The following is a 22,227-nucleotide window of genomic DNA, read 5'->3' as shown; positions in this document are numbered from 1 at the left end:
CGATTCCGAGCCGGCCCATGTCCGCTGTCCGCCGTTCCTTCCGCCCTCGTCCGCTCGGCCTCGGCCTGGCTGCGGCGCTGCTGAGCCTGCAGACGGCCTGGGCGCAGAACCCGCCGCCCGCCGCTGACCCTGCCGACGAGAAGCCGCAGACCGCGCCCAGCCGCCCGGCCCGCCCCGCGCAGCGCCCGCCGCTGACCCGGGCCGACGGCAGCCCCGCGAACCCCGGCAACAACGCCAACGAACGCCTGGACCGCGTCGAGGTACAGGGCGGCGCCAGCGACAGCGCGCAGCGTCGCGCCTCGACCGCTTCCAAGATCATCGTGGGCCGCGAGGAGATCGAGCGCTTCGGCGACGCCAGCGTGGCCGATGTCTTGAAGCGCCTGCCCGGCGTCACGCTGGGCGGCCGCCCGGGCCGCGGCGGCGAGATCCGCATGCGCGGCATGGGCGGCGGCTACACCCAGATCCTGGTGAATGGCGAGCGCATGCCGCCCAGCTTCTCGCTGGACCAGCTGCCGCCCGACCAGATCGAGCGCATCGAGGTGCTGCGCGCGCCCACCGCCGAATACGGCGCACGTGCCGTGGCCGGCACCATCAACATCGTGCTGCGCGAGGCACTGCAGAAGCGCCTGAACGACCTGCGCCTGGTGCTGGGCAGCGAGCGTGGCGACATCAAGCCGCAATCCTCCTGGACGCGCAACGACAAGCTCAACGACGCAGGCGGGGCCTACAACCTGACCCTCACCGCCACCGACAACAAGCGCCGCGACGATGTCGACACCCGCATCACGACGCGCGACCTCAAGACCGGCAGCGAGACCTTCCAGCACAACAGCGGCGAGAGCCTGGACCAGCGCCGCAGCCTGAACGCCAACGGCCGGCTGCAGCTGCGCCTGCCCGACGGCGACATGCTGACCGTGATGCCCTTCGCCGTGCTGGCCCGGGGCGAGAGCGACAGCGAGTTCCGCCAGAGCCCCGGCACCAGCTTCGACCAGGCCAATACCCACGGCGAGTCGGACTTCAACATGCTGCGCATCAATACGATGCTGGTGAAGCGCCTGTCCGAGGACACGCGGCTGGAGCTGCGCGGCGGCCTGGGCCGCGCCGAGATGGACAACGACAGCCTGCGCCGGGAGTTCGTCGGCCAGCCCGGCGCGCTGGCGCCCTACCGCAGCCAGTTCGACCGCACGCGCAACGACGACCGCAACTGGAGCCTGGCCTCCAAGCTCTCGCACCAGATGGGCCAGGTCGACGGCGTCGAGCACAGCCTGGTGGCCGGCCTGGAGCTCGAGGGCAACAAGCGCAGCCAGACCCGCGAGACCCTGTACGACGGCCTGCGGGTGCTGGCGCTGGAAGAGTTCGGCGACGAGTTCGACGCCTCCACCCTGCGCCTGGCCGGCTATCTGCAGGACGAGTGGAACCCGAGCAAGCAATGGTCGACCTACGCCGGCCTGCGCTGGGAAGGCATACGCACCGAGAGCAAGGGGGCCAGCTACGGCACCATCGGCAACACCTCCAAGGTGCTGACCCCGCTGCTGCACGCGGTCTGGAAGCCCGACGAGAAGAGCCGCGACCAGCTGCGCATGAGCCTGACGCGCAGCTACCGCGCGCCCAGCACCCAGGACCTGATCGGCCGTCCCACGATCAACGCCCAGTTCCCCAGCGGCGCCAACACCGCCAACTACCCCGACCGCGCCGGCAATCCCAAGCTCAAACCCGAGACCGCGATCGGCGTCGACCTGGCGCTGGAGCGCTACCTCGGCAAGGGCGGCGTGCTCAGCGCCAGCCTGTTCGCGCGCCGCATCAGCGACCTGATGCGCAATGTCACCAGCCTGGAGGAGGTGTCCTGGTCCGCCGACAAGCGCTGGGTCTCGCGCCCGACGAACATCGGCAAGGCCCTGACCACGGGCATCGAGCTGGAGGCCAAGTTCCGCCTCGACGAGTTCTTCGAGGACGCGCTGCCGGTGTCGCTGCGCAGCAATCTGAGCCTGTTCCACTCCAAGGTGGATGGCATCCCCGGGCCCAACAACAAGCTCGACCAGCAGCCGCGCTACACCGCCAACCTGGGCGCCGACTACCGGCTGCGCAGCCTGCCGCTGTCGCTGGGCGCCAACCTCAACTTCGTGCCGTCCAATCGGGTGCAGCAGACCCTGCTGCAGGAGAGCCACAACGCGCGCAAGCGGGTGTTCGACGCCTTCGCGCTGTGGAACATCGACCGCGACTGGGCGCTGCGCCTGTCGGCCAGCAATCTGGCGCCGCTTGACTACAACACCGGCAGCGTGATCAACACCGGCGAGCAGCAGATCACGACCGAGAACCACGGCCGCACCTTCACCGCCTGGCAGCTGCGGCTGGAGGTCAAGCTGTAGCGGGCGGCGCGATGCGGGCGTAGACGCAGCTGTCGCGCGGTTCGCCGGCGGGCGTCAGGCTGTCCTGCCGCAGCACGCCCTCCAGCTCGAAGCCGCAGCGCTCGGCCACGGCGCGGCTGCGCAGGTTCAGCGGGTCCATGCGGATCTCGACACGGCGCGCGCGCAGCTCCTCGAAGGCCATGCGGGCCAGGGCCTGCACGGCCTCGGACACATAGCCCCGGCCGCAGGCGCTGCTGCGTATCCAGTAGCCGATCTCGAAGCGCCGCAGCTGCCAGTCCAGCCGGTGCAGGCCGGTGCCGCCCAGCAGGCGGCCGGGCTCGCCGGACGGCGTCTTCGCATAGATCTGGTAGGCCAGATCGCTGCGCAGCAGGAACTTGGCGAGCTGATGGCGCAGCACGGTCTCGCTCTCTTCCACCGTCGGCGCGCTCTGCGCCCAGGGCATCCAGGGCCGCAACTCCGCAAGCGACTCGCAGATCGCCGCGTTCAGCGCCTGGCCCAGGCCGACGCGCGGCGCGGCGATCACCAGGCGCTCGGTGACGATCTGCTCGGGCACCTTGATCAGCACGGGGTCGGGCGTTGCCATCGGATGGTCCTTACTTGCTCGGCACCAGCGCGGCCGGCGCCAGGCCCGGCAGGGCCTCGGCGCCCAGGGCCGACTCGGTCGGCTCGTCGGGCCTGGGCAGTTCGCGCAGCTCGCGGATCGTCGCATGCCGCCAGGCGAAGCCGGCCAGCAGCAGCCCGCCCACGCCCGCGAAGCCCAGGGCCGAGCGCAGCCCCACATGCTCGCCCAGCCAGCCGCCCAGCAGGGCGCCGGGCCCGGCCGGGATCAGGATCAGCCAGCGCATCGTGCTGGTCATGCGGCCCAGCATCGGCGCCGGCGTCACCGCCTGGCGCAGGGACAGGAAGTTGATGAAGATCAGCACCGCGCCGACGCCGAAGGCGAACAGCATGAAGGCGAAGGCCGCCACGCCCCAGGCATTGGCCGGCGCGACGGACAGCATCAGCCAGCCCAGGCCGCAGATGCCGAAGCCCGTCACCAGGCAGGGGCCGGGGCCCAGCCGCCGGCTGATGCGGTGGCCGAGGATGCTGGCCAGCACCGTGCCGGCGCCCAGGGCCACATAGGACAGGCCCACGGTCTGGCCCGACAGGCCCAGCACGCGCGTGGCGAAGAGGATCTGCACGACCAGCGCCGCGTTGTGGCAGAGCTGCCAGCAGCCCACCGCCGTCGCCAGGCTGATCAGGAGGCGCTTGTTGCGCACGAAGCGCACGCCCGCCTTCAGGTCGCGCCAGAAGTCGGCCTCCGGGTGCACGCGCAGCTGTTCCTGGATCTTGATGCCGCGCAGGATCAGGGCCGAGACCAGCACCAGCACGGCGTCCACCGCCAGCGCCATCGGCGCGCCCAGCAGCTTGATCAGCGCGCCGGCGAGGCCGGGGCCGGCCACCTCGGCGCCGGACGAGGCCAGCGCGTTCTTCGCATGGGCCTCGACCAGGCGCTCGCGCCCCACCACCTGGGTCAGCACGATCTGCGCGGCGCTGCCGGCCGTCGTGTAGACCGTGCCCAGCACGAAACCCACGACATAGAGCCAGGTCATCGACAGCCAGTCCATCCAGGCCGCCAGCGGCACGGTGGCGACGACCAGGGCCAGGCAGGTCTCGCCCCAGATATAGACCGGCAGCTTGCGCACCCGGTCCAGCCAGACGCCCGAGGGCAGCGAGAACAGCACGAAGGGTGCGATCTCCATCGCGGTGAGCAGGCCCATCTGCGTGGGGCTGGCATCGAGCAGCACCGCCGCGGTCAGCGGCAGGGCCAGCATGGTGATCTGCCCGCCCAGCGAGCTGATCAGGATCGAGGTCCAGAGGCGACGGTAAACCAGGTCGCGCAGCAGATCGCCCGGGGGGAGCGTCAGCGCTTGCTTGAGCCGGTCAAACCAGGTCTGTGGCCGGGTTTGCATGGATGTCTCCGAAAGAATTGAACACAAGATCGGCGCCCTGCCCTCATGAGGCGGGCCTGCGACGGACCTGGAACGGGGAGAGGAAAGAAGGCGTCGAGCGCCTAGGCCGCATGACCGCGAGCGCGCACGGCCGCGGCGCGGGGCGCGCTGGGTCTGGTGCGGTCGAGAAGCTTGGTCATGGGTGTTCTTGGTTTGAGCCCGGATCGTACAGGCTGGCCCGATGGCGGACAAGTTCGCTGCGTTTCAATCGGGGCGCGTAGCGCGCAGCGGCCGGCCGCCCTTGTCGTCATGCCGCCATGCCGCCGGGATCGGCCCGCCCGGCGGGCGCGGCCAGCCTGGTCCGGCGCGCTCAGGCAGCGCCGTTCCCGAGTTTGCCTGCCCCCGCGGGGCAGGCGATGCGACAGGATTGGGGGCGCTCAGTAGCCGGCGGCGGCGCCATCACGGCGCGGATCGCTGGCCGCCACATAGCCCTCCACCGCCGGGTCGCCCAGGCGCCAGATGAACTGGCCGGCGCCGAAGTCCTGATAGCTGTCGTGGATGTCGCCGATCTCGTGGCCCAGCGCGCGCAGGCCCTCGATGGTGTCGGGCTTCATATGCGGCTCGACATTGATCGACAGGCCCTCGTTGAAGCGCCAGCGCGGCGCGTCGCAGGCGGCCTGCGGATGCTGCCGGTAGTCCAGCATGCGGATCAGGGTTTGCATATGGCCCTGCGGCTGCATATTGCCGCCCATCACGCCGTAGCTCATCACCGGCTGGCCGTCCTTGGTCAGGAAGGCCGGGATGATGGTGTGGAAGGGGCGTTTGCCCGGGGCGACCTGGTTGGCATGGCCGTCCTCGAGCGTGAAGCCGTGGCCGCGGTTCTGCAGCGAGACGCCATAGCCCGGCACGACCAGGCCCGAGCCGAAGCCCATGTAGTTGCTCTGGATGAAGCTGACCATCATGCCGCTCTCGTCGGCCGCGGTCAGGTAGATGGTGCCGCCCCGGACCGGGTTGCCGCACCTGAAGTCCTGCGCCTTTTTCATGTCGATCAGCTTGGCGCGCTCGGCCAGGTAGGCCGGGTCCAGCAGCTGCGCCGCCGTCACCCGCATGTCGCCGGGCTCGGCCACATAGCGGTAGACGTCGGCGAAGGCCAGCTTCATGGCCTCGATCTGCAGATGCTGCGAGGCCACGCCGTCGACCTGGTGGGACGCCATGTCGAGGTGCTTGAGGATGCCCAGCGCGATCAGCGCGGCGATGCCCTGGCCGTTCGGCGGGATCTCGTGCAGGGTGTGGCCGGCATAGTCCTGGCTGATCGGGGTGACCCACTCGGGCTGGTAGGCCGCGAAGTCGGCGGCCGTCATCGCACCGCCGGTCTGCTTGGCGAAGGCCTCGACGGCCGCCGCCACCTCGCCGCGATAGAAGGCCTCGCCCTTGGTCTCGGCGATCAGGCGCAAGGTGCGGGCCGCGGCCTTGAACTGGAACAGCTCGCCGACATCGGGCACCCGGCCCTTGGGCAGGAAGGCCTCGGCAAAGCCGGGCTGCGACACCAGCTCCTCCACCTTGGAGGCCAAGGTCCATTTCTGCTGCACGATGACCGGCACCGCATAGCCGCGCTCGGCGATCTCGATGGCCGGCGCCATCAGGTCGGCGAAGGGCAGCTTGCCGAAGCGCTCGCTCAAGGCCACCCAGCCGGCCACCGCGCCGGGCACGGTGGCCGAATCCCAGCCGCGCTTGGGCAGGCTCTTGGCAGCGGCGCCGTACTTCTTGCGGAAATAGCCGAGGTCCCAGGCCTGCGGCGCGCGGCCCGAGGCGTTCAGGCCGTGCAGCTGCCGGCCGTCCCACAGGATGGCGAAGGCGTCCGAGCCCAGGCCGTTGCTGCAGGGCTCGACCAGGGTCATGCAGGCCGCGGTGGCGATCGCGGCATCCACCGCATTGCCGCCCTGGGCCAGGATGCGCAGGCCGGCCTGGGCGGCCAGCGGATGCGAGGTCGAGACGATGTTGCGCGCGAACACGGGGCTGCGCCGGCTGGCGTAGCCGCTGGTCCAGTCGAAATTGCTGCTCATGTCATTTCACTCCACGGTGATCTTGCGTTCACGGATCAGGCGGCCCCAGCGCTCGCTGTCGGCCTTGACCATCGCGGCGAACTGGGCCGGGCTGCTGCCGCCGGCCGGCTCCGCCCCCAGCTTGGCCAGGCGCTCGCGCAGCTCGGCCGACTGCATCGCGGCATTGAACTCGCTGTTGAGCCTGGCCACGATGGCCGGCGGCAGGCCCTTGGGGCCATAGATGCCGAACCAGGTGACCGACTCGTAGCCGGGCAGGCCGGACTCCGACACCGTGGGCAGCTCCGGCGCCAGCGTCGAGCGGGTCTTGCCGGTCACGGCCAGGGCCTTCAGGCGGCCATCCTTGACATGCGGCATGCCGGAGACGATGGAATCGAACAGCAGCTGGGTGTTGCCCGCCACCAGGTCGGGAATCGCCAGCGCGGTGCCGCGGTAGGGAATGTGGGTGATGAACACGCCGGCCTGGCTCTTGAAGGCCTCGCTGCTCAGATGCACGATGGTGCCGTTGCCGCTGGAGGCGTAGTTCAGCTGGCCCGGCTTGACCTTGGCCAGCGCGATCAGCTCCTTGATGTCCTTGACCGGCAGGCCGGGCGTGACCAGCACCACATTGGCCGCGTTCGCCACATGGGCCACCGGCGTGAAGTCCTCGTCCACCTTGTAGCCGAGCTTGGCGTTCAGGTGCGGGCCGATCGAGTGGGTGCTGCTGGTCGCGATCAGCAGGGTGTAGCCGTCCGGCGCGGCCTTGGCCGCCTCGCCGGAACCCAGGCTGCCGCCGGCGCCGGCCTTGTTGTCCACCACGATCTGCTGACCCAGCTGGGCGCCGAGCTTCTGCGTGATCGCACGCGCCAGCAGATCGGTCGCGCCGCCGGCCGGAAAGGGCACGACCAAGCGGATCGGGCGGTTCGGATAGCCCTGGGCCAGGGCCTGTGTCTGGGCCAGCAGCGCCAGCACGCCCAAGGTCGCAGCGCTCGCCCAGCGGCGCAGCTTCGTCGTCGTCATCAACAACACTCCTTGCAATCTGCCTGCCGGCGATTGTGGAGCCCGGCCCATCACAAGAAAAGCTAATAATTCTTGCCGACATCACAAGGAATTCTTTCCATGCCCAGCCTGCGCACCCTCAGGAGCTTTGTCGCCGTCGCCCGCCAGGGCTCCTTTGCCGCCGGCGCGGCCCGGGTTTCGCTGACCCAGGCCGCGGTCAGCCTGCAGATGCGCAATCTGGAGGCCGAGCTGAAGCGGACGCTGTTCGACCGCGGCGGTGGCCAGGGCGGACAGGGCGGGCGCTCGGCCCAGCTCAACGCCGCCGGCCAAGCCCTGCTGCCCTGGGCCGAACGCATGCTGGCGCTGGACGCGCAGCTGCACGAGGAACTGCGCGACGCCGCCCTGCGCGCCGACCCGATGGCCGGGGCCTACCGCATCGGTGCCGTGGTCTCGGCGGTGGCGCCGCTGGCCCATGCGGTGGTGGCATTGAAGCAGGCGCATGCCGGCCTGGAGCTGAAGCTGGTGTCCGCCAAATCGGGCGAGCTCGCCGCGATGGTGGAGAGCGGACAGCTCGATGCCGCCGTGCTGGTGCGCGGCCCGGGTCGCCCGCCGGCCGGTCTGGGCTGGAGCCCGCTCTACGAGGAAGCGCTGGTGCTGCTGGCCCATGCCGACAGCCGCCGCCGCAGCGCGGCGCAGCTGCTGGCCGAGCAGCCCTTCCTGCGCTTCGATCGCGCCGAGCGCACCGGCGCCCTGGTCGAGCGGGCGCTGCGCCGGCTCAAGGTCCCGGTGCAGGAATTCCTGGAGCTGAACTCGATCGAGGCCCTGGCCGAGCTGGTGCGCCAGAAGGTCGGCGTCGCGCTGCTGCCGCGGCTGCGCAGCGCCAGCTGGGAGCAAGACCTGACCCTGCGGGTGATCGCGCTGCCCGAGGCCGGGCTGCTGCGCGGCATCGGCCTGCTGTACCGGCGCGAGGTGCGCGGCTCGCTGACCGACGCGATCGTGCATCAGTTTCAACAGCTGTAAGACATTGAAACGCGGGGCGCCGCAGGGTCAACGCCGCGCCCGCGGGACTCGTTGTGTGCATACCCTTTCGCAACCTGGAGAGATCCTGATGAATGCCCTGAAGACCGCACTGATCCCCGCCCTGCTGTCGCTCGCCGCCGGCGTCGCATTGGCCCAGGCCACGCCCGCGACCCCTGCCACGCCCGCAACACCGGCGAAGCCCGCCATGCCGGCCACGGCCACCACACCGGCTACCCCGGCCGTTGCCGCCACGCCGGCCACGCCCGCCATGCCGGCGACGGCCGCTTCCGCGGCGAAGGCCGATGCGAAGGCCGACATGAAGGCCGATGCCAAGCATGCGAAGAAGCAGGACAAGCAGATGGCCAAGGACAAGGCCGAGGCCAAGCCCGCCACCGAGGGCAAGACCAAGCCCTGATCCCGCGTAAGACATCGCTGATGTCGACGCCGCAAGGGCCGGGCCCTTGCGGCGATCGTCCTTGTGCAGCGAACCCCGGGGCGCTTTCTTCTCTCCCAGGCGCATGCCGCGCCCCGGCTCAGCCGCGCAGCTCCATCAGCAGGTCCGGGCAACCCTCCTCATTGTCCGAACCGTCGCCGGCGGCGATCACCGCGAAGCCATGGCGCTCGTAGAAGCGCTGCGCGCCCGCATTGGCCAGGAAGGTGTAGAGCCGCAGCGGGCGCGGCAGGCCTGCCAGCGCATGAGTCAGCAGCCGCGTGCCCAGACCCCGGCCGACCAGGTCGGGCCGCAGGTAGAGCTGGTCGATCCAGGCCCGGCCGTCGGCATCGACGCTGTGGCTCAGCAGGCCCAGCGCCTGCGCCTCATCCTCGATCAGCCAGGTCGAGCCGGCCGGCAGCAGCCGCTCAGCGATCCAGACGCGCACCTCGTCGTCGCCATGGGCCAGCGGCGCGAAGGCCAGGTGGGTCTTGCGGGCGGCCAGGTACAGATCGGCGAGCGCCAGGGCATCGGTGGCGCCGGCCCGGCGGATGTTGAGCGCCATGGCACTATGCTTGCATGCGTTTCGTCATCCACCATCCTGACACAGCCTCGCCATGAGCACAGCCCTGCACAACATCCCCGGCCGCAGCAAGAAGCTGCCCCCCTTGCGCGTCGGCGTCGGCGGGCCGGTCGGTTCCGGCAAGACCACTTTGGTCGAGGTGCTGTGCAAGACCCTGCGCGAGCGCTACGACCTGGTCGTCGTCACCAACGACATCTACACGAAGGAGGACCAGCGCCTGCTGACCGTGGCCGGCGCGCTGGAGCCCGAGCGCATCATCGGCGTCGAGACCGGCGGCTGCCCGCATACCGCGATCCGCGAGGACTGCTCGATCAATCTCGAGGCCGTGGACCGCATGCTGGAGAAATTTCCGAACGCCGACATCGTCTTCGTCGAGAGCGGCGGCGACAACCTGGCCGCCACCTTCAGCCCCGAGCTGTCGGACCTGACGATCTATGTGATCGATGTGGCGGCCGGCGAGAAGATCCCGCGCAAGGGCGGCCCCGGCATCACCAAGAGCGACCTGTTCGTGATCAACAAGACCGACCTGGCGCCCCATGTCGGCGCCAATCTGGAGGTCATGGAAGCCGACACCCGGCGCATGCGCCCTGGACCGAACAGGCCCTTCGTGATGAGCAATCTGAAGACCGGTGCGGGCCTCGATCAGGTGATAGCCTTCATCGAGACCAAGGGCCTGCTCAAGACGGCCTGATCGGCCGCCTGAGCCCGCATGCGCGCCGCCACGTCGCGCAGCCAGGGCTGCGCGGCCCAGTGCGCGGCGGCGAAGGCCTCGATCTGCGCGCGGTAGCCGAGCGACAGGCCGATCACGTCCAGGCCCTCGATGAACATCCGGCGATGCCGCTCCGACAGCGCGAAGGACGCGTCGACCCGGGCCCCGCGCACCTGCATCGCGTCCACGTCGATGGCCAGCGCCTCGCCCGCCTCGGCTTCCTCCATCAAGGCCGCCACCGTCTCGGGCGGCAGCATCACCAGCAGCAGCCGGTTGTTCATCGCGTTGGAATAGAAGATCTCGCCGAAGCTGGGCGCAATCACCGCGCGGATGCCGTACTGCTGCAGGCCCCAGACCGCATGCTCGCGGCTGGAGCCGCAGCCGAAGTTGGCGCCGCCCAGCAGGATCCCCGTGCCGGCGTGTTCGGGCCGGTTCAGCACGAACTCCGGACGCGGCCGGCCCTCGCCATCGAAGCGCAGGTCGTAGAGCAGGCCCCGGTCCAGGCCCTTCTTGTCAATGCCGCGCAGGAACTGCTTGGGCATGATCTGGTCGGTGTCCAGGTTCTCGATGCGGATGGCCGCCGCGCGGCCCTGGATCGCTTCAGTCATGGCTCAAAACCTCCAACTGGCGCACATCGCAGATGCGGCCGGTGACGGCCGCGGCGGCGGCCATCGCCGGGCTCATCAGATGCGTGATCGCGCCGCGGCCCTGGCGGCCCTCGAAATTGCGGTTGGTGGTCGAGGCGCAGCGCTGGCCCTCGGCCAGCACATCGTCGTTCATCGCCAGGCACATCGAGCAGCCGGGCTTGCGCCACTCGAAACCGGCCTGCTGCAGCAGCGCCGCGATGCCCTCGGCCTCGGCCTGGGCCCGCACCGCGCCCGAGCCCGGCACCACCATCGCCCGCACGCCCTCGGCCACATGACGGCCGCGCACGACCTCGGCCACGGCCCGCAGATCCTCGATGCGGCCATTGGTGCAGGAGCCGATGAAGACATGATCGATGGGCGTGCCGGCGATCGCCTGGCCCGGCCTGAGGCCCGTGTAGCGCAGGGCCTGCTCGATGCTCTGGCGCTGCGCGCCCTCGGCGGCGGGCACCCGGCCGTCGATCGCCAGCACCTGGTCGGGGCTGGTGCCCCAGCTGACATGGGGCGCGACCAGGGTCGCATCGAATACATGCTCGACGGCGAAGGACGCGCCGGCGTCGCTGTGCAACTGCGCCCATTGCGCCAGCGCGGCGTCGCGCCAGGCGCCATCGGCCAGGTCCGGCGCCTTGTCCAGCACATAGGCGATGCTGGTGGCGTCCGGCGCGATCAGCGCGCCGCGCGCACCGGCCTCCACCGCCATATTGCACAGGGTGAAGCGGGCCTCGACCGACAGCGCCTCGATCGCGCTGCCGCAGAACTCGAGCACATAGCCACGCGCACCCTGGGCGCCGATGCGGCCGATGACCATCAGGATCAGGTCCTTGGCCGTCGTGCCGATCGGCAGGCGTCCATCGACGCGGATGCGCATGTCCTCGGCCAGGCGGTAGACCAGGGTCTGGGTGGCCAGCACATGCTCCACCTCCGAGGTGCCGATGCCGAAGCCCAGGGCACCCAGGGCGCCATAGGTGGTGGTGTGGCTGTCGCCGCAGATCACCACCATGCCCGGCCTGATCATGCCCAGCTCGGGTGCCACCACATGCTCGATGCCCTGCAGCGCGTCATCGGTGTCGAACAGCGGGATGCCGTGGCGCTCGCAGTTGCGCTTCAGATTGCTGGCCTGCAGGGCCGAGGCCGGGTCGGCGATGCGGCGCGGCGCCTCGGCTCGGGTGGGGATGATGTGGCTGACCACCGCGACGTTCTGGCCCGGCAGCGGCACGCCGCGGCCCTCGTCGTGCAGCCCGGCAAAGGCCTGCGGGCTGGTGTACTCGTTCATCAGGTGCAGGTCGCAGAACAGCAGCCTGTTCTGCGCGTCCAGCGCTGCAACGGTATGGCTGTCAACCAGCTTGCGGTACAGCGTGCGTGCGGGCGTGCTGCTCATGGCCGGCCCTCGCCCAGGAGGAAGGGCAGCACCTCGGCCAGCAGGGCTTCGGGCGCCTCCTCGGGGATGTAGTGGCCGCAGGGCAAGGCCCTTCCCTGAACGCTCTCGGCCACCTTGCGCCATTCATCCAGCGGCTGGAAGCAGCGCTGCACCACGCCCTCGGCGCCCCACAACGCTAGCAGCGGCATCGCCAGCTTGCGGCCGGCCTCGATGTCGGCGCTGTCATGTTCCAGATCGATGCCGGCCGCGGCACGGTAGTCCTCGCAGATGCCATGGGCCGTGCCCGGCAGGCCGGCGGCGCGGATGTAGGCGGCCAGCGCGCGCGGGTCGAAGGGGGTCAGACCGGCGCTGCGCCGCCCCATCACCTCGCGGATATAAGCCTCGGGATCGGCCTCGATCAGGCGCTCGGGCATGGGCGCCGGCTGGATCAGGAAGAACCAGTGCCAGTAGGCTCGCGCGAAGGCCTCGCCGGTCTGCGCGTACATGGCCAGGGTCGGCGCGATGTCCAGCAATGCCAGCCGTTCGACCGCGCCGGGATGATCGGCCGCCAGCCGGTGCGCGACGCGGGCGCCGCGGTCATGGGCCAGCACGGCGAAACGGTCAAAACCCTGCGCCCGCATCAGGCGCTGCATGTCGCGCGCCATCACGCGCTTGCTGTAGTTGCCATGGTCCGTATCGCCACGCGGCTTGGACGAATCGCCATAGCCGCGCAGATCGGCGATCACCAGCCGGAAATGCCGCGCCAGCGTCGGCGCCACCTTATGCCAGATCGCGTGGGTCTGCGGATGGCCGTGCAGCAGCAGCAAGGGCGGGCCCTCGCCGCCGGCGCGGGCATGGATGCCCACGCCGGCATCGGTCTCGACCTCCAGGCACTGGTAGCCTGGAAACAGATCCTGGTCATCGTTCATGTCATGTCCTTCATCAGGCTCCAACCACCCAGCAACACCCGAGGATCCGGCCTTGCCGGTCCTGCGGGCGTGCCCCCTCGAGGGGGCACGCGCAGCGCGTAGGGGATGGGACCATCACTCCGCGGTGATGCCGCGTTCCTTGATCAGCCTGGCCCATTGGGGCATTTCCTTCTCCAGCCGCGCGCGCGCCTGGGCCGGCGTGCTGGGTGTCGGGTCGAAGCCCTCCTTGACCATGCGTTCCTTCAACATGGCGCCGCCCAGCACCTGATTGAGCGCGCCGTTGAGCTTGTCGATCACCGGTTTGGGCGTGGCCGCCGGTGCGAACACGATGAACCAGGTTTCGAAGGCATAGCCCGGCAGGCCCGCCTCGGCGATGGTTGGCACATTGGGCAGCAGGGCCGAGCGCCTGGCGCCGGTGACGCCCAGGGCGCGCAGCTTGCCGGCCTGCACATGCTGCTGCGCGGCCGACAGCACCGGGAAGCTCATGTCCACCTGGCCGGCCATGGTATCGGCCAGGGCCGGGCCGCCGCCGCGGTAGGGGATGTGCACGATGGGCAGGCCGGCCACCGCCTTGAACAGCTCGGCCGACATGTGGAAGGTGCTGCCGGCGCCGGCCGAGCCATAGCTCAGCTTGCCGGGCTGGGTCTTCAGCAGGGCCAGCAGCTCCTTCAGGTTCTGCGCCGGCAGCTTCGGGTTCACGACCAGCACATGCTGGGAACTGGCCACCAGGCCGATAGTCGCCAGGTCCTTCAAGGTGTCATAGGGCATCCGGGTCGTCAGCGCCGGGTTGATTGCGAGCGAAACGGTCTGCAAGCCGATGGTGTAGCCATCGCCCTGGGCCTTGGCCACCATGTCGACGCCCAGGTTGCCGCCGGCGCCGCCCTTGTTCTCGATGAAGATCGAGCCGCCCAGGGCCTTGGCCCAGTCCTCGGCGATCAGGCGCGCCGCGATGTCGGCGCTGCCGCCCGGCGCATAGGGCACGACCAGCCTGATCGGCCGCTCGGGATAGCCCTGGGCCCGGGTCGTGGACGACAGAAGACCCAGCAGGGCCAGGGTGGCGGCGAGGAAGAGGCGTTTGTGCGCGGGCATCATGGTCCTTGTCTCCGAATCGTTGTGCCACGATGCTATAGCTGATCCATACAATCATGATGTCCGCCAATTCACTTCTTTAGGTCGGCAAAGTTATCAATCAAAATCAGCGATGGATGCCTTCTCGGACCTGGCCTTCTTTGCCCTGCTGATGCGCCAGGGCAGTCTGGCCGCGGCCGCCCAGCAACTGGGAGTGACGCCGCCGGCCGTCAGCAAGCGTCTGGCCGCGCTGGAGCAGCGTCTGGGCGTGCGCCTGCTGCACCGAACCACCCGACGCATCGGCCTGACGCCCGAAGGCGAGACCTATCTGGTGGAAGGCGCGCGGGTGCTTGGCGAACTGGAGGCGCTGGAGCGCCAGGTGGCCGGCGCACGCGCCCAGCCCCAGGGACTGCTGCGCGTCAACGCCACCCTGGGCTTCGGCCGTCGCCGCATCGCGCCCATCCTCTCGGCCTTCGCACGCGCCTACCCCCAGGTGGAACTGCAGCTGCAGCTGAGCGACCGCCCGGTCAATCTGGTGGAACAGGGCTTCGACGTACAGATCCGCTTCGGCGAACTGCCCGACGCACGCCTGACCGCCCGGCTGCTGGCGCGCAACCGGCGCCTGCTATGCGCCGCCCCCGCCTATCTGGCCGAGGCCGGCCGGCCCGAGACGCCGCGCGAGCTGGTGCGGCACCGCTGCATCTTCATCCGCGAGAGCGACGAGACCTTCGGCAGCTGGCATCTGCGCCAGGGCGGCAAGCTCGAGACCGTCAAGGTGCGCGGACCGCTGAGCTGCAACGACGGCGAGACCGCCCTGGCCTGGGCCCTGGACGGCCATGGCGTGCTGATGCGTTCGGAATGGGAGCTTGCGCCGCTGCTGCGCGAGGGCCGGCTGCGCCCCGTGCTGGCCGACTGGGCGCTGCCGCCGGCCGATATCTATGTGGTGTTCCCCACCCGCAGCCATCTGTCGGCCAAGACGCGGGCCCTGGTGGATCACCTGCTGGCGGCCTTCGAGCCGCAGCGCGCGCAATCAGCCTGGTAAGGAAAAACCGGCGGGCCTCAGGCCCGGACCAGGGGCACCACCTTGCGGTCGGCCTGGTCGATATGGCACAGGCCGGGGCAGCCCTGCTTGCTCATCGCGGTGTCGAACACCTCACGGGCGCAGTCATGGCAGCAGCCACAGGCGGAAGCCACCCGGGTTTCGTCCTGCAGCACGTCGAAATTGCGGATGCCGGCGTCCACCGCGTGGCGGATGTCGCGGTCGGAAACACGATGGCAGAGGCAGACGATCATGAGCGCTGATGAGGCACGAATCCGGGCCGGCGAGATGCCGGGCTGATGCGTACTCTAGCGCAAATGCGAACCCTTCTCAATCATGTTCGCATCCATACCCCTGCACCGCGGCAGGGAATTCCGCCGCCCGCGCCTCAGGAGGACGAGGTCATCTGGCTCTGCAGCCAGTTCTGTTCGCCGACCTGGCCCACCAGCTCGATCTGGGTCTCCAGATGGTCGATATGCTCCTCGGTATCGCTGAGGATGTCTTCCAGCAGTTCGCGCGAAACATAGTCGCGCACCGACTCGCAGTAGGCGATCGCCTCCTTCAGCAGGCCATGCGAGCCCACCTCGATCTTCAGATCGCAGTGCAGGGTCTCGATGGCCGTCTCGCCGATGTAGAGCTTGCCCAGGTCCTGCAGATTCGGCAGGCCTTCGATCGTCAGGATGCGCTCGATCAGCCGATCGGCATGCTTCATCTCCTCGATCGACTCCTCGTACTCGTGCTTGGCCAGCCGCTCGAAGCCCCAGTTCTTCAGCATGCGCGCATGCAGGAAATACTGGTTGATCGCGGTCAGCTCGTTCTTCAGCTGCGCATTCAGGTATTCCAGAACCTTCGGGTCGCCCTTCATTTTTTTCTCCTTGGTGTGGTCTACCGCGCATTGTGCGTGCTCCCCGACTTGACGGCGGGCAAAACCGCGCGGCCGCGCATGGCATGCGACGCGTTCGCAGACGCAATCCAGGATTCGCTATCGCCCTATTGCAATTGCGAATGGTTCGCATTTAATATACACCCATGACTGCTTCGACCCACCCCTTGCAGCGCCCCTCGCCGGCGCACGAGCCCGGCCTGCCGGTCCTGCCTTCCCTGGCCATGCCGGCACCGCAGCCGGGCCGACGCCGGCTCAGCAGCCAGGCCCTGCTGGGCAACGAGCGCGAGATCGAGATCGAGCACGTCGGCCAGCTCTACCGCCTGCGCCTGACCTCGCTGGGCAAGCTGATCCTGACCAAGTAGTCGGCGGGTCCGCTCTTTTCTCCCTCTCTGCCTTTCTCTTTGCACCGCTGCGGGCCTGCCCCGCAGATGAGCCAGCCTCGCGCCAGCCCGTGCCAGTTCCCGCTCAGGACGCACGAGGCCGCGCCGCCAAATCCTGATTCCGGAGCACTGGCCACGGCCCGATTCACGATCAGGAGTCTTCCACCATGCAAGCCAGCCCCGCGTCGAACTTCGGCGCCGTCCGCCAGGCCTTCAACCAGGCCCGCCAGGAGCGCCAGGCCCGCCATCGCGATATCGCCGCCGCGCTGCAAATCTCCGAGGGCGAGCTGCTCGCCGCCCATGTCGGCACCTTTGCCGCCGCCGAATCGCCGCTGGCCGCGCTGCGCCTCGAGCCCGCATGGCCGCGGCTGATCGCCGCGCTGGAGCCACTGGGCGAGGTGATGGCGCTGACGCGCAACGAATCCTGCGTGCATGAAAAGGTCGGCTGCTACCGCGGGGCCGGCGGCCAGGGCGCGGTCGGCCTGGTGCTGGGCGGCGCGATCGACCTGCGCCTGTTCTACGGCCACTGGGCCCATGGCTTCGCGGTGCAGGAGCGGCTGTCGGACGGCGCGCTGCAGCGCAGCCTGCAGTTCTTCGATGCCGCCGGCCAGGCCATCCACAAGATCTTCCTGAAGCCCCAGAGCGACCTGGCCGCCTATCAGGCCCTGCTCGCCGCCTTCCGCGCCGCGGACCAGTCGCCGGGCCTGACGCCCGGCGCCGCCTGGCGCGAGCCGGCCGAAAAGCCCGACGCCGAGATCGACACCGCCGCGCTGCGCCGCGACTGGGCCTCGCTGCGCGATACCCACGAATTCTTCGGCCTGCTGAACAAGCATGGCGTCTCGCGCACCCAGGCCCTGCGCCTGGCCGACCCGGCCTTCGTCCAGCGGCTGCCGACCGGCAGCGCGCACGAGCTGCTGGCCCGCGCCGCGCAGGAGGGCGTATCCATCATGGTCTTCGTCGGCAACCCCGGCATGATCCAGATCCACAGCGGCCCGGTGCACAAGATCGCGGTGATGGGCCCCTGGGTCAACGTGCTGGACCCCGGCTTCAACCTGCACCTGCGCGAGGACCATATCGCCAGCGCCTGGGCGGTACGCAAGCCCACCGTCGACGGCCTGGTCAGCGCGCTGGAGCTGTTCGACGCCCAGGGCCGCACGATCGCGATGCTGTTCGGCGAACGCAAGCCCGGCCAGGCCGAGCGCTGCGACTGGCGCGCACTGCTGGACAGCCTGTGCGGCGAGTCCGCGCCATGCTGATCGATCGCCGCCTCGCCCTGCTGCTGACGCTGGCCGCCCTGCCCGCCGCGCTGCCGCTGCTTGAACAGCTCTATGAACTGCGCCTGCTGCGCGACGAGCAGGGCCTGGCCGTGCTGGCCCAGCCGCTGCGCGCGCGCGCCGCGCCCCCATCCGAACGCAAGGAGCCCCGCCCATGTGCGACAAGCCCAATATCTTCACCCGCCTGAGCGCGGCGCCGGACCATGAGGCGCCGGCCGGGCTGCCGACGCCGCTGCCCCAACTCGTGCCCGCCCCTGCCCCGCCCGCCCCGCCGCAGGGCTCGCGCCGGCGCCGCCTGTGGGAGCTGCCCTCGCAGACCCTGTGCCCGGTGATCGGCGTCTGTCTGCCCATGCCGGTGCTGCGCCGGCGCCTCGGCAAGACCCTGGGCGGCGAGGCGCTGGCGGGCGACTACGAGCTGCACTGCGGCGCGATCAACGAATGCGGCGCCCGCTCGGCGATCGCCGAGACCCTGCAGCGCGAGCTCGACCAGCGCTATGCGATCGCGCTGCGCCAGTCGGCCGGGCACAGGACCGGCGAGGCGCTGACGCGCTGGTGGCTGGCCGCGCAGTCGGGCACCGACGTGGCCGGCGCGCTCTGGGCCACGCTGACCCATGCGCGCTGCGACGGCGCGCTGCAGGAGCAGGTGCTGCGCGACATCCACATGCTGCAGCACCAGGTCGGCGCCGCCAATCGCGCCGACCTGCAGCGCCTGGACGCGCTGGCCGACGAGAACCAGGTGCTGGCGCGCGAGCTGGCCCAGGCCCAGGCGCGCAGCACCCGGCTGCTGGCCGAGCGCGCCGCGCAGGTCGAGGGGCTGGTGGCCGAGCGTCTGCGCCTGCGCGGCGAGCTGCTCGCGCGCGACACCCTGCTGGCCGGCCTACGCGAGGAGCTGCAGCAGCTGGAGGCCGCGGTGCCGGGCCTGCGCCATCGCCAGGAGCAGGCCGAGCGGATCAAGCACCAGCAGGACCGCATCCACCAGCTGGAGCGCTCGCTGCTAGCCGCGCAGCAGCAGCTGGAGCGCGAGCGCCGTCGCAGCGAGGAGATTCAGCAGGCGCTGAAGCTGTCGCGCGGCCAGGCCGTCGCCGCGGCGTCCGCCGAGCAAGACCTGGCCCTGCCCGAGCTGAACGAGCGCTCGGTGCTGTGCGTCGGCGGCCGCCAGGGCGTGGTGCCGATCTACCGCCAGCTGATCGAGCGCACCGGCGGCCGCTTCCTGCACCATGACGGCGGCGAGGAGGACGCGGTGGCCAAGCTCGACGCCAGCCTGGCCGCGGCCGACCTGGTGATCTGCCAGACCGGCTGCATCAGTCACGACGCCTATTGGCGCGTCAAGGACCATTGCAAGCGCCACGGCAAGCGCTGCGTGTTCGTCGACAAGCCCAGCGCCAGCAGCCTCCAGCGCGCGCTGGGGGCTTTGCCGGGCGGTGACTCCTGAGCTACTTCGTGGCGCCGTCCTCCGACATAATCCCTCCACCGGTCAGGTGTGCAGGGAGAGAAGATGAAGAATTTGACGGTCAGCCAGCGGATCGGTGCCAGCTTCGCGCTGATCATCGGCGTCATGGTCATCATGGCGGGCATCTTCTATGCGCGCGCGCGCCACAACGCCGAACTGGCGGAGCATGTCGAGGCCAAGGATCTGCGCGGCATGCTGCTGTCCACCCATCTGCTCGACGCGCTGACCAACCATCTGAAGCACACCCAGGAAATCCTGCTCGCCCAGGACGAGCGCGACACCCGCAAGTTCGTGCTGCCCAAGGAGATGCATGACAGGCTGGCCGCGGCCGCGGCCGACATCGACAAGACCTACGCCGACTACCAGCCGACCATCGTCGTCGAGGAGGACCGTCAACTGGCCCGCCAGTTCCAGCAGGAGCGCGAGCTCTACCAACAGCAGCATGGCCGGCTGCTGGCCCTGCTCGACGCCGGCCGGCCCGGCGCGGCGCGCGTCCTCGCCAGCCAGGAGCTGCTGCCGCAATGGGTCAAGACGCGCCAGCTGGCGCTGCGCCTGGTCGAGCACAACGAGAGCCAGATCCGCCAGGCGCTGGCGGACGTCGGCACGGCCGCCGCGGCCAACCGGCGCACCGCCATCGTCGCGCCGCTGCTGGCGATCCTGATCGCCGCCGGCTGCGGCCTGCTGCTGCACCGCGCCGTGCTGCGCCCGATCGACGCCCTGATCGGGGCGATGAAGGTGCTGGGCCAGGGCGACCTGTCGCGCCGCCTCGACCTGCAGCGCCGCGACGAGTTCGGTGCGATCGAGCGCGGCTTCAACGACATGGCGCAGTCGCTGCGCGACCTGGTCGTGCAGGCGCAGGGCTCGGCGGTGCAGCTGACCACCTCGATCACCGAGATCGCCGCCAGCTCAAAGCAGCAGCAGGCCACGGTCACCGAGGCGGCGGCCACCACCACCGAGATCGGCGCCACCGCGCGCGCCATCGCCGCCACCTCGCGCGAGCTGGTGCGCACGATGGGCGAGGTGTCGGGCAGCGCCGAGCAGACCGCGTCGCTGGCCGGCTCGGGCCAGATGGGCATCGCCCGCATGGACGAGGTGATGCGCCAGCTCGGCAGCGCGGCCGAGCTGGTGGGCGCCAAGCTGGCCCTGCTCAACGAGAAGGCCGGCGGCATCAACCAGGTCGTGACCACCATCGTCAAGGTGGCCGACCAGACCAACCTGCTGTCGCTGAACGCCGCCATCGAGGCCGAGAAGGCCGGCGAGTACGGGCGCGGCTTCGCGGTCGTCGCCACCGAGGTGCGGCGCCTGGCCGACCAGACCGCCGTCGCCACCTACGACATCGAGCAGATGGTGCGCGAGATCCAGTCGGCCGTGTCCGCCGGCGTAATGGGCATGGACAAGTTCTCCGAGGAGGTGCGCCGCGGCTCGGCCGAGATGGGCCAGGTCAGCGAGCAGCTGTCGCAGATCATCCAGCAGATCCAGGCGCTGGCGCCGCGCGTGCAGCTGGTCAACGAGGGCATGCAGACCCAGTCGACCGGGGCCGAGCAGATCAACGAGGCGCTCGGCCAGCTCGGCGAGGCCAACGGCCAGACCGTCGAGTCGCTGCGCCAGGCCGGCATCGCGATCGACGACATGAACGAGGTCGCCGACACCCTGCGCGGCGGTGTCAGCCGTTTCAAGGTCTGAAATGGCCCACCCCCTACGCGCTTCGCGCGCCCCCTCGAGGGGGCGGCGCCGACAGCCCGGCAAAGCCGGATCCGCGGCGCCCGCTGGGTCGGGTTCCGTCGCAGGCGCCGGGGCCCTGAGATGAGCGCCGCGTCCACCCCCGACCCCGCCGCGCGCGGCGAGCTGCACCTGCTGTTCAGCCTGGGCGAGGACCGCTATGCGCTGCCGGCGCGTGCGGTGCGCGAGGTGCTGCCGCTGCAGCGCCTGAAGCAGCTGCCCGAGGCGCCGCCCTGGGTGGCCGGAGTGCTGGCGCATCGCGGCGCGCTGCTGCCGGTGCTGGATCTCGGCCTGCGCGTGCTGGGCCGGCCGGCCCGCGCCCGCACCAGCACCCGGCTGGTGCTGGTCGAGCATCCCGGCGGCCGCGCGCTCGGCCTGATCCTCGAGCAGGCCGGCGAGACGCTGCGCCTGCCGGACGCCGGCCGGCAGGACGCCGGGCTGGCGCAGCAGCCCGCCTACCTCGGCCGGCTGCAGACGGCCGGCACGCGGCTGCTGCAGCGCATCGACGTCGCCGGCCTGCTGCCGGACGATGTGGCGGCGCGCCTGTTCCCGGCCGCCGACGCGCTGGCGACGCAGGATCCGCCATGATCGAACAGGTGGAACAGCTGCTGCACCGGCTGATCGGCCTGGACACCGGCTCGGTCGGGCGGCCGCTGCTGGCGCGCGCGCTGCAGCGCCGCATCACGGCCAGCGGCGCCGCCGATCCGGCCGACTACTGGCAGCGCCTGCAGCAGTCGCTCGACGAGCGCCAGGCCCTGGTCGAGGCCGTCGTCGTGCCGGAGACCTGGTTCTTCCGCTACCCCGAATCCTTCGCGATCCTGAGCGCGCAGGCCCAGGCGCGCCGCCAGGCCCTGGCCGGCGCGCGGCCGCTGCGCCTGCTCAGCCTGCCCTGCGCCAGCGGCGAGGAGCCCTATTCGGCCGCGATGTGCCTGCTCGATGCCGGCTTCGCGCCCGGCGACTTCCGCATCGACGCGCTGGACGTCAGCGCGCGCGTCATCGCGGCGGCCCGGCAGGCCCGCTATGGCTCCAATGCCTTCCGCAGCAGCGAGCTGACGTTCCGCGAACGCCATTTCCGGCCCGACGGCGACGCCTACCGGCTCAACGAGACGGTGCGGCAGGCGGTCGCGTTCGCGGTCGGCAATCTGCTCGACCCGGCGCTGCAGACCGGCGCGCCGGCCTACGACTTCCTGTTCTGCCGCAACCTGCTGATCTATTTCGACCCGCCGACCCAGCGCCGCGCGCTGGAGCGGCTGGAGCGGCTGCTGGACCCGGCCGGCGTGCTGTTCGTCGGGCCGGCCGAGACCGGCCTGCTGAGCCAGCATGGCCTGCAGGCGCTGGAGCGCCCGCAGGGTTTTGCCTTCCGCCGCCGCGATGCCGCACCGCGTCCGGCCCCGCTGCCGCCCC

General features: G+C 70.4%; 23 protein-coding genes. 12 read left to right on the top strand and 11 right to left on the bottom strand.

What is annotated here, in order from left to right; all coding sequences use genetic code 11:
- Positions 1–17 precede the first annotated feature (17 nt).
- The gene (locus AC07OQ_RS23550; RefSeq protein ID WP_495055581.1) at positions 18–2,366 is read left to right on the top strand and encodes a TonB-dependent receptor plug domain-containing protein; all 2,349 of its coding nucleotides are present in this window, start codon (positions 18–20) and stop codon (positions 2,364–2,366) included.
- Here the strand turns inward: AC07OQ_RS23550 and AC07OQ_RS23545 are convergent.
- From AC07OQ_RS23545 to AC07OQ_RS23530, 4 genes are all read right to left on the bottom strand, one after another.
- Positions 2,356–2,949, bottom strand: a complete 594-nt coding sequence (locus AC07OQ_RS23545; protein ID WP_495055580.1) for a GNAT family N-acetyltransferase — start codon at positions 2,947–2,949, stop codon at positions 2,356–2,358. The genes AC07OQ_RS23550 and AC07OQ_RS23545 overlap by 11 nt on opposite strands.
- Positions 2,950–2,959: 10 nt before the next feature.
- On the bottom strand, positions 2,960–4,318 hold the full coding sequence (locus AC07OQ_RS23540) for an MFS transporter (RefSeq protein ID WP_495055579.1): 1,359 nt from the start codon (positions 4,316–4,318) through the stop codon (positions 2,960–2,962).
- A gap of 416 nt (positions 4,319–4,734) precedes the next feature.
- Entirely contained in the window at positions 4,735–6,360 is a 1,626-nt protein-coding gene (locus AC07OQ_RS23535) for a gamma-glutamyltransferase family protein (protein WP_495055578.1), read from the bottom strand.
- 6 nt (positions 6,361–6,366) lie between these two features.
- Positions 6,367–7,356, bottom strand: a complete 990-nt coding sequence (locus AC07OQ_RS23530) for a Bug family tripartite tricarboxylate transporter substrate binding protein (protein WP_495055577.1) — start codon at positions 7,354–7,356, stop codon at positions 6,367–6,369.
- A gap of 99 nt (positions 7,357–7,455) precedes the next feature.
- Between AC07OQ_RS23530 and AC07OQ_RS23525 the strand changes: the two genes are divergently transcribed.
- Together AC07OQ_RS23525 and AC07OQ_RS23520 are read left to right on the top strand one after the other, a co-directional pair.
- Positions 7,456–8,355, top strand: coding sequence for a LysR family transcriptional regulator (locus AC07OQ_RS23525; RefSeq protein WP_495055576.1), 900 nt, complete (start codon positions 7,456–7,458; stop codon positions 8,353–8,355).
- Between the two features lie 88 nt (positions 8,356–8,443).
- Positions 8,444–8,770: a hypothetical protein gene (locus AC07OQ_RS23520; protein ID WP_495055575.1), complete on the top strand. Its 327-nt coding sequence runs from the start codon at positions 8,444–8,446 to the stop codon at positions 8,768–8,770.
- Between the two features lie 118 nt (positions 8,771–8,888).
- Here the strand turns inward: AC07OQ_RS23520 and AC07OQ_RS23515 are convergent, their stop codons facing one another.
- Complete coding sequence (locus tag AC07OQ_RS23515) at positions 8,889–9,350, bottom strand: GNAT family N-acetyltransferase (RefSeq protein WP_495055574.1); 462 nt, start codon at positions 9,348–9,350, stop codon at positions 8,889–8,891.
- Between the two features lie 52 nt (positions 9,351–9,402).
- Between AC07OQ_RS23515 and ureG the strand changes: the two genes are divergently transcribed.
- Complete coding sequence (gene ureG / locus AC07OQ_RS23510; protein WP_495055573.1) at positions 9,403–10,059, top strand: urease accessory protein UreG; 657 nt, start codon at positions 9,403–9,405, stop codon at positions 10,057–10,059.
- On the opposite strand, the gene leuD is transcribed toward ureG, so the two are convergent.
- The 4 genes from leuD to AC07OQ_RS23490 form a co-directional block, all read right to left on the bottom strand.
- Positions 10,011–10,685 carry a 3-isopropylmalate dehydratase small subunit gene (gene leuD, locus AC07OQ_RS23505; RefSeq protein WP_495055572.1) on the bottom strand — a complete coding sequence of 225 codons (675 nt, stop codon included), beginning with the start codon at positions 10,683–10,685 and terminating at the stop codon, positions 10,011–10,013. The genes ureG and leuD overlap by 49 nt on opposite strands.
- Entirely contained in the window at positions 10,678–12,099 is a 1,422-nt protein-coding gene (leuC, locus tag AC07OQ_RS23500; protein WP_495055571.1) for a 3-isopropylmalate dehydratase large subunit, read from the bottom strand. The genes leuD and leuC overlap by 8 nt, the downstream gene beginning before the upstream one ends.
- Complete coding sequence (locus tag AC07OQ_RS23495; protein ID WP_495055570.1) at positions 12,096–13,007, bottom strand: alpha/beta fold hydrolase; 912 nt, start codon at positions 13,005–13,007, stop codon at positions 12,096–12,098. Before AC07OQ_RS23495 ends, leuC begins: the two co-directional genes overlap by 4 nt.
- Before the next feature lie 114 nt (positions 13,008–13,121).
- The gene (locus AC07OQ_RS23490) at positions 13,122–14,099 is read right to left on the bottom strand and encodes a tripartite tricarboxylate transporter substrate binding protein (protein ID WP_495055569.1); all 978 of its coding nucleotides are present in this window, start codon (positions 14,097–14,099) and stop codon (positions 13,122–13,124) included.
- A 109-nt stretch (positions 14,100–14,208) separates the two neighbouring features.
- Here AC07OQ_RS23490 and AC07OQ_RS23485 point away from each other — a divergent pair, with 109 nt between their 5' ends.
- Positions 14,209–15,117 (top strand): LysR family transcriptional regulator, encoded by a 909-nt coding sequence (locus AC07OQ_RS23485; RefSeq protein WP_495055568.1) that lies wholly within the window; start codon positions 14,209–14,211, stop codon positions 15,115–15,117.
- A 17-nt stretch (positions 15,118–15,134) separates the two neighbouring features.
- Here the strand turns inward: AC07OQ_RS23485 and AC07OQ_RS23480 are convergent, their stop codons facing one another.
- The gene (locus tag AC07OQ_RS23480) at positions 15,135–15,368 is read right to left on the bottom strand and encodes a (2Fe-2S)-binding protein (RefSeq protein ID WP_495055567.1); all 234 of its coding nucleotides are present in this window, start codon (positions 15,366–15,368) and stop codon (positions 15,135–15,137) included.
- 134 nt (positions 15,369–15,502) lie between these two features.
- Positions 15,503–15,979: a bacterioferritin gene (gene bfr / locus AC07OQ_RS23475; protein ID WP_495055566.1), complete on the bottom strand. Its 477-nt coding sequence runs from the start codon at positions 15,977–15,979 to the stop codon at positions 15,503–15,505.
- Positions 15,980–16,143: 164 nt separating this feature from the next.
- Here bfr and hemP point away from each other — a divergent pair, with 164 nt between their 5' ends.
- The 7 genes from hemP to AC07OQ_RS23440 all read left to right on the top strand — a co-directional run.
- Positions 16,144–16,362: a hemin uptake protein HemP gene (hemP, locus tag AC07OQ_RS23470; RefSeq protein WP_495055565.1), complete on the top strand. Its 219-nt coding sequence runs from the start codon at positions 16,144–16,146 to the stop codon at positions 16,360–16,362.
- A 185-nt stretch (positions 16,363–16,547) separates the two neighbouring features.
- Complete coding sequence (locus AC07OQ_RS23465) at positions 16,548–17,636, top strand: hemin-degrading factor (RefSeq protein WP_495055564.1); 1,089 nt, start codon at positions 16,548–16,550, stop codon at positions 17,634–17,636.
- Complete coding sequence (locus tag AC07OQ_RS23460; protein WP_495055563.1) at positions 17,630–17,842, top strand: hypothetical protein; 213 nt, start codon at positions 17,630–17,632, stop codon at positions 17,840–17,842. The genes AC07OQ_RS23465 and AC07OQ_RS23460 overlap by 7 nt, the downstream gene beginning before the upstream one ends.
- Positions 17,809–19,086 carry a DUF2325 domain-containing protein gene (locus AC07OQ_RS23455; protein WP_495055562.1) on the top strand — a complete coding sequence of 426 codons (1,278 nt, stop codon included), beginning with the start codon at positions 17,809–17,811 and terminating at the stop codon, positions 19,084–19,086. Before AC07OQ_RS23460 ends, AC07OQ_RS23455 begins: the two co-directional genes overlap by 34 nt.
- A gap of 63 nt (positions 19,087–19,149) precedes the next feature.
- Positions 19,150–20,787, top strand: coding sequence for a methyl-accepting chemotaxis protein (locus AC07OQ_RS23450; RefSeq protein ID WP_495055561.1), 1,638 nt, complete (start codon positions 19,150–19,152; stop codon positions 20,785–20,787).
- Positions 20,788–20,907: 120 nt separating this feature from the next.
- Positions 20,908–21,411 carry a chemotaxis protein CheW gene (locus AC07OQ_RS23445; RefSeq protein WP_495055560.1) on the top strand — a complete coding sequence of 168 codons (504 nt, stop codon included), beginning with the start codon at positions 20,908–20,910 and terminating at the stop codon, positions 21,409–21,411.
- The coding region (locus AC07OQ_RS23440; protein ID WP_495055559.1) for a CheR family methyltransferase at positions 21,408–22,227 on the top strand (820 nt) is incomplete at its 3' end. The genes AC07OQ_RS23445 and AC07OQ_RS23440, both read left to right, overlap by 4 nt.

It is taken from the genome of Roseateles sp. GW821-FHT09B06 (assembly GCF_059418245.1).
Note: the sequence above shows the minus strand (reverse complement) of the source record. Positions and strands in the feature narration are given on the sequence as shown.

Excerpts from the sequence above, each read along its gene's own strand:
- leuD (WP_495055572.1), bottom strand. The coding sequence starts at position 10,685 with ATGACTGAAGCGATCCAGGGCCGCGCGGCGGCCATCCGCATCGAGAAC.
- AC07OQ_RS23545 (WP_495055580.1), bottom strand. The coding sequence starts at position 2,949 with ATGGCAACGCCCGACCCCGTGCTGATCAAGGTGCCCGAGCAGATCGTC.
- AC07OQ_RS23450 (WP_495055561.1), top strand. The coding sequence starts at position 19,150 with ATGAAGAATTTGACGGTCAGCCAGCGGATCGGTGCCAGCTTCGCGCTG.
- AC07OQ_RS23490 (WP_495055569.1), bottom strand. The coding sequence starts at position 14,099 with ATGATGCCCGCGCACAAACGCCTCTTCCTCGCCGCCACCCTGGCCCTG.
- AC07OQ_RS23460 (WP_495055563.1), top strand. The coding sequence starts at position 17,630 with ATGCTGATCGATCGCCGCCTCGCCCTGCTGCTGACGCTGGCCGCCCTG.
- AC07OQ_RS23455 (WP_495055562.1), top strand. The coding sequence starts at position 17,809 with ATGTGCGACAAGCCCAATATCTTCACCCGCCTGAGCGCGGCGCCGGAC.
- AC07OQ_RS23540 (WP_495055579.1), bottom strand. The coding sequence starts at position 4,318 with ATGCAAACCCGGCCACAGACCTGGTTTGACCGGCTCAAGCAAGCGCTG.
- bfr (WP_495055566.1), bottom strand. The coding sequence starts at position 15,979 with ATGAAGGGCGACCCGAAGGTTCTGGAATACCTGAATGCGCAGCTGAAG.
- AC07OQ_RS23525 (WP_495055576.1), top strand. The coding sequence starts at position 7,456 with ATGCCCAGCCTGCGCACCCTCAGGAGCTTTGTCGCCGTCGCCCGCCAG.
- AC07OQ_RS23535 (WP_495055578.1), bottom strand. The coding sequence starts at position 6,360 with ATGAGCAGCAATTTCGACTGGACCAGCGGCTACGCCAGCCGGCGCAGC.
- ureG (WP_495055573.1), top strand. The coding sequence starts at position 9,403 with ATGAGCACAGCCCTGCACAACATCCCCGGCCGCAGCAAGAAGCTGCCC.
- AC07OQ_RS23495 (WP_495055570.1), bottom strand. The coding sequence starts at position 13,007 with ATGAACGATGACCAGGATCTGTTTCCAGGCTACCAGTGCCTGGAGGTC.
- AC07OQ_RS23515 (WP_495055574.1), bottom strand. The coding sequence starts at position 9,350 with ATGGCGCTCAACATCCGCCGGGCCGGCGCCACCGATGCCCTGGCGCTC.
- AC07OQ_RS23445 (WP_495055560.1), top strand. The coding sequence starts at position 20,908 with ATGAGCGCCGCGTCCACCCCCGACCCCGCCGCGCGCGGCGAGCTGCAC.
- AC07OQ_RS23530 (WP_495055577.1), bottom strand. The coding sequence starts at position 7,356 with ATGACGACGACGAAGCTGCGCCGCTGGGCGAGCGCTGCGACCTTGGGC.
- AC07OQ_RS23485 (WP_495055568.1), top strand. The coding sequence starts at position 14,209 with ATGGATGCCTTCTCGGACCTGGCCTTCTTTGCCCTGCTGATGCGCCAG.
- AC07OQ_RS23550 (WP_495055581.1), top strand. The coding sequence starts at position 18 with ATGTCCGCTGTCCGCCGTTCCTTCCGCCCTCGTCCGCTCGGCCTCGGC.
- AC07OQ_RS23465 (WP_495055564.1), top strand. The coding sequence starts at position 16,548 with ATGCAAGCCAGCCCCGCGTCGAACTTCGGCGCCGTCCGCCAGGCCTTC.
- hemP (WP_495055565.1), top strand. The coding sequence starts at position 16,144 with ATGACTGCTTCGACCCACCCCTTGCAGCGCCCCTCGCCGGCGCACGAG.
- AC07OQ_RS23480 (WP_495055567.1), bottom strand. The coding sequence starts at position 15,368 with ATGATCGTCTGCCTCTGCCATCGTGTTTCCGACCGCGACATCCGCCAC.
- leuC (WP_495055571.1), bottom strand. The coding sequence starts at position 12,099 with ATGAGCAGCACGCCCGCACGCACGCTGTACCGCAAGCTGGTTGACAGC.
- AC07OQ_RS23520 (WP_495055575.1), top strand. The coding sequence starts at position 8,444 with ATGAATGCCCTGAAGACCGCACTGATCCCCGCCCTGCTGTCGCTCGCC.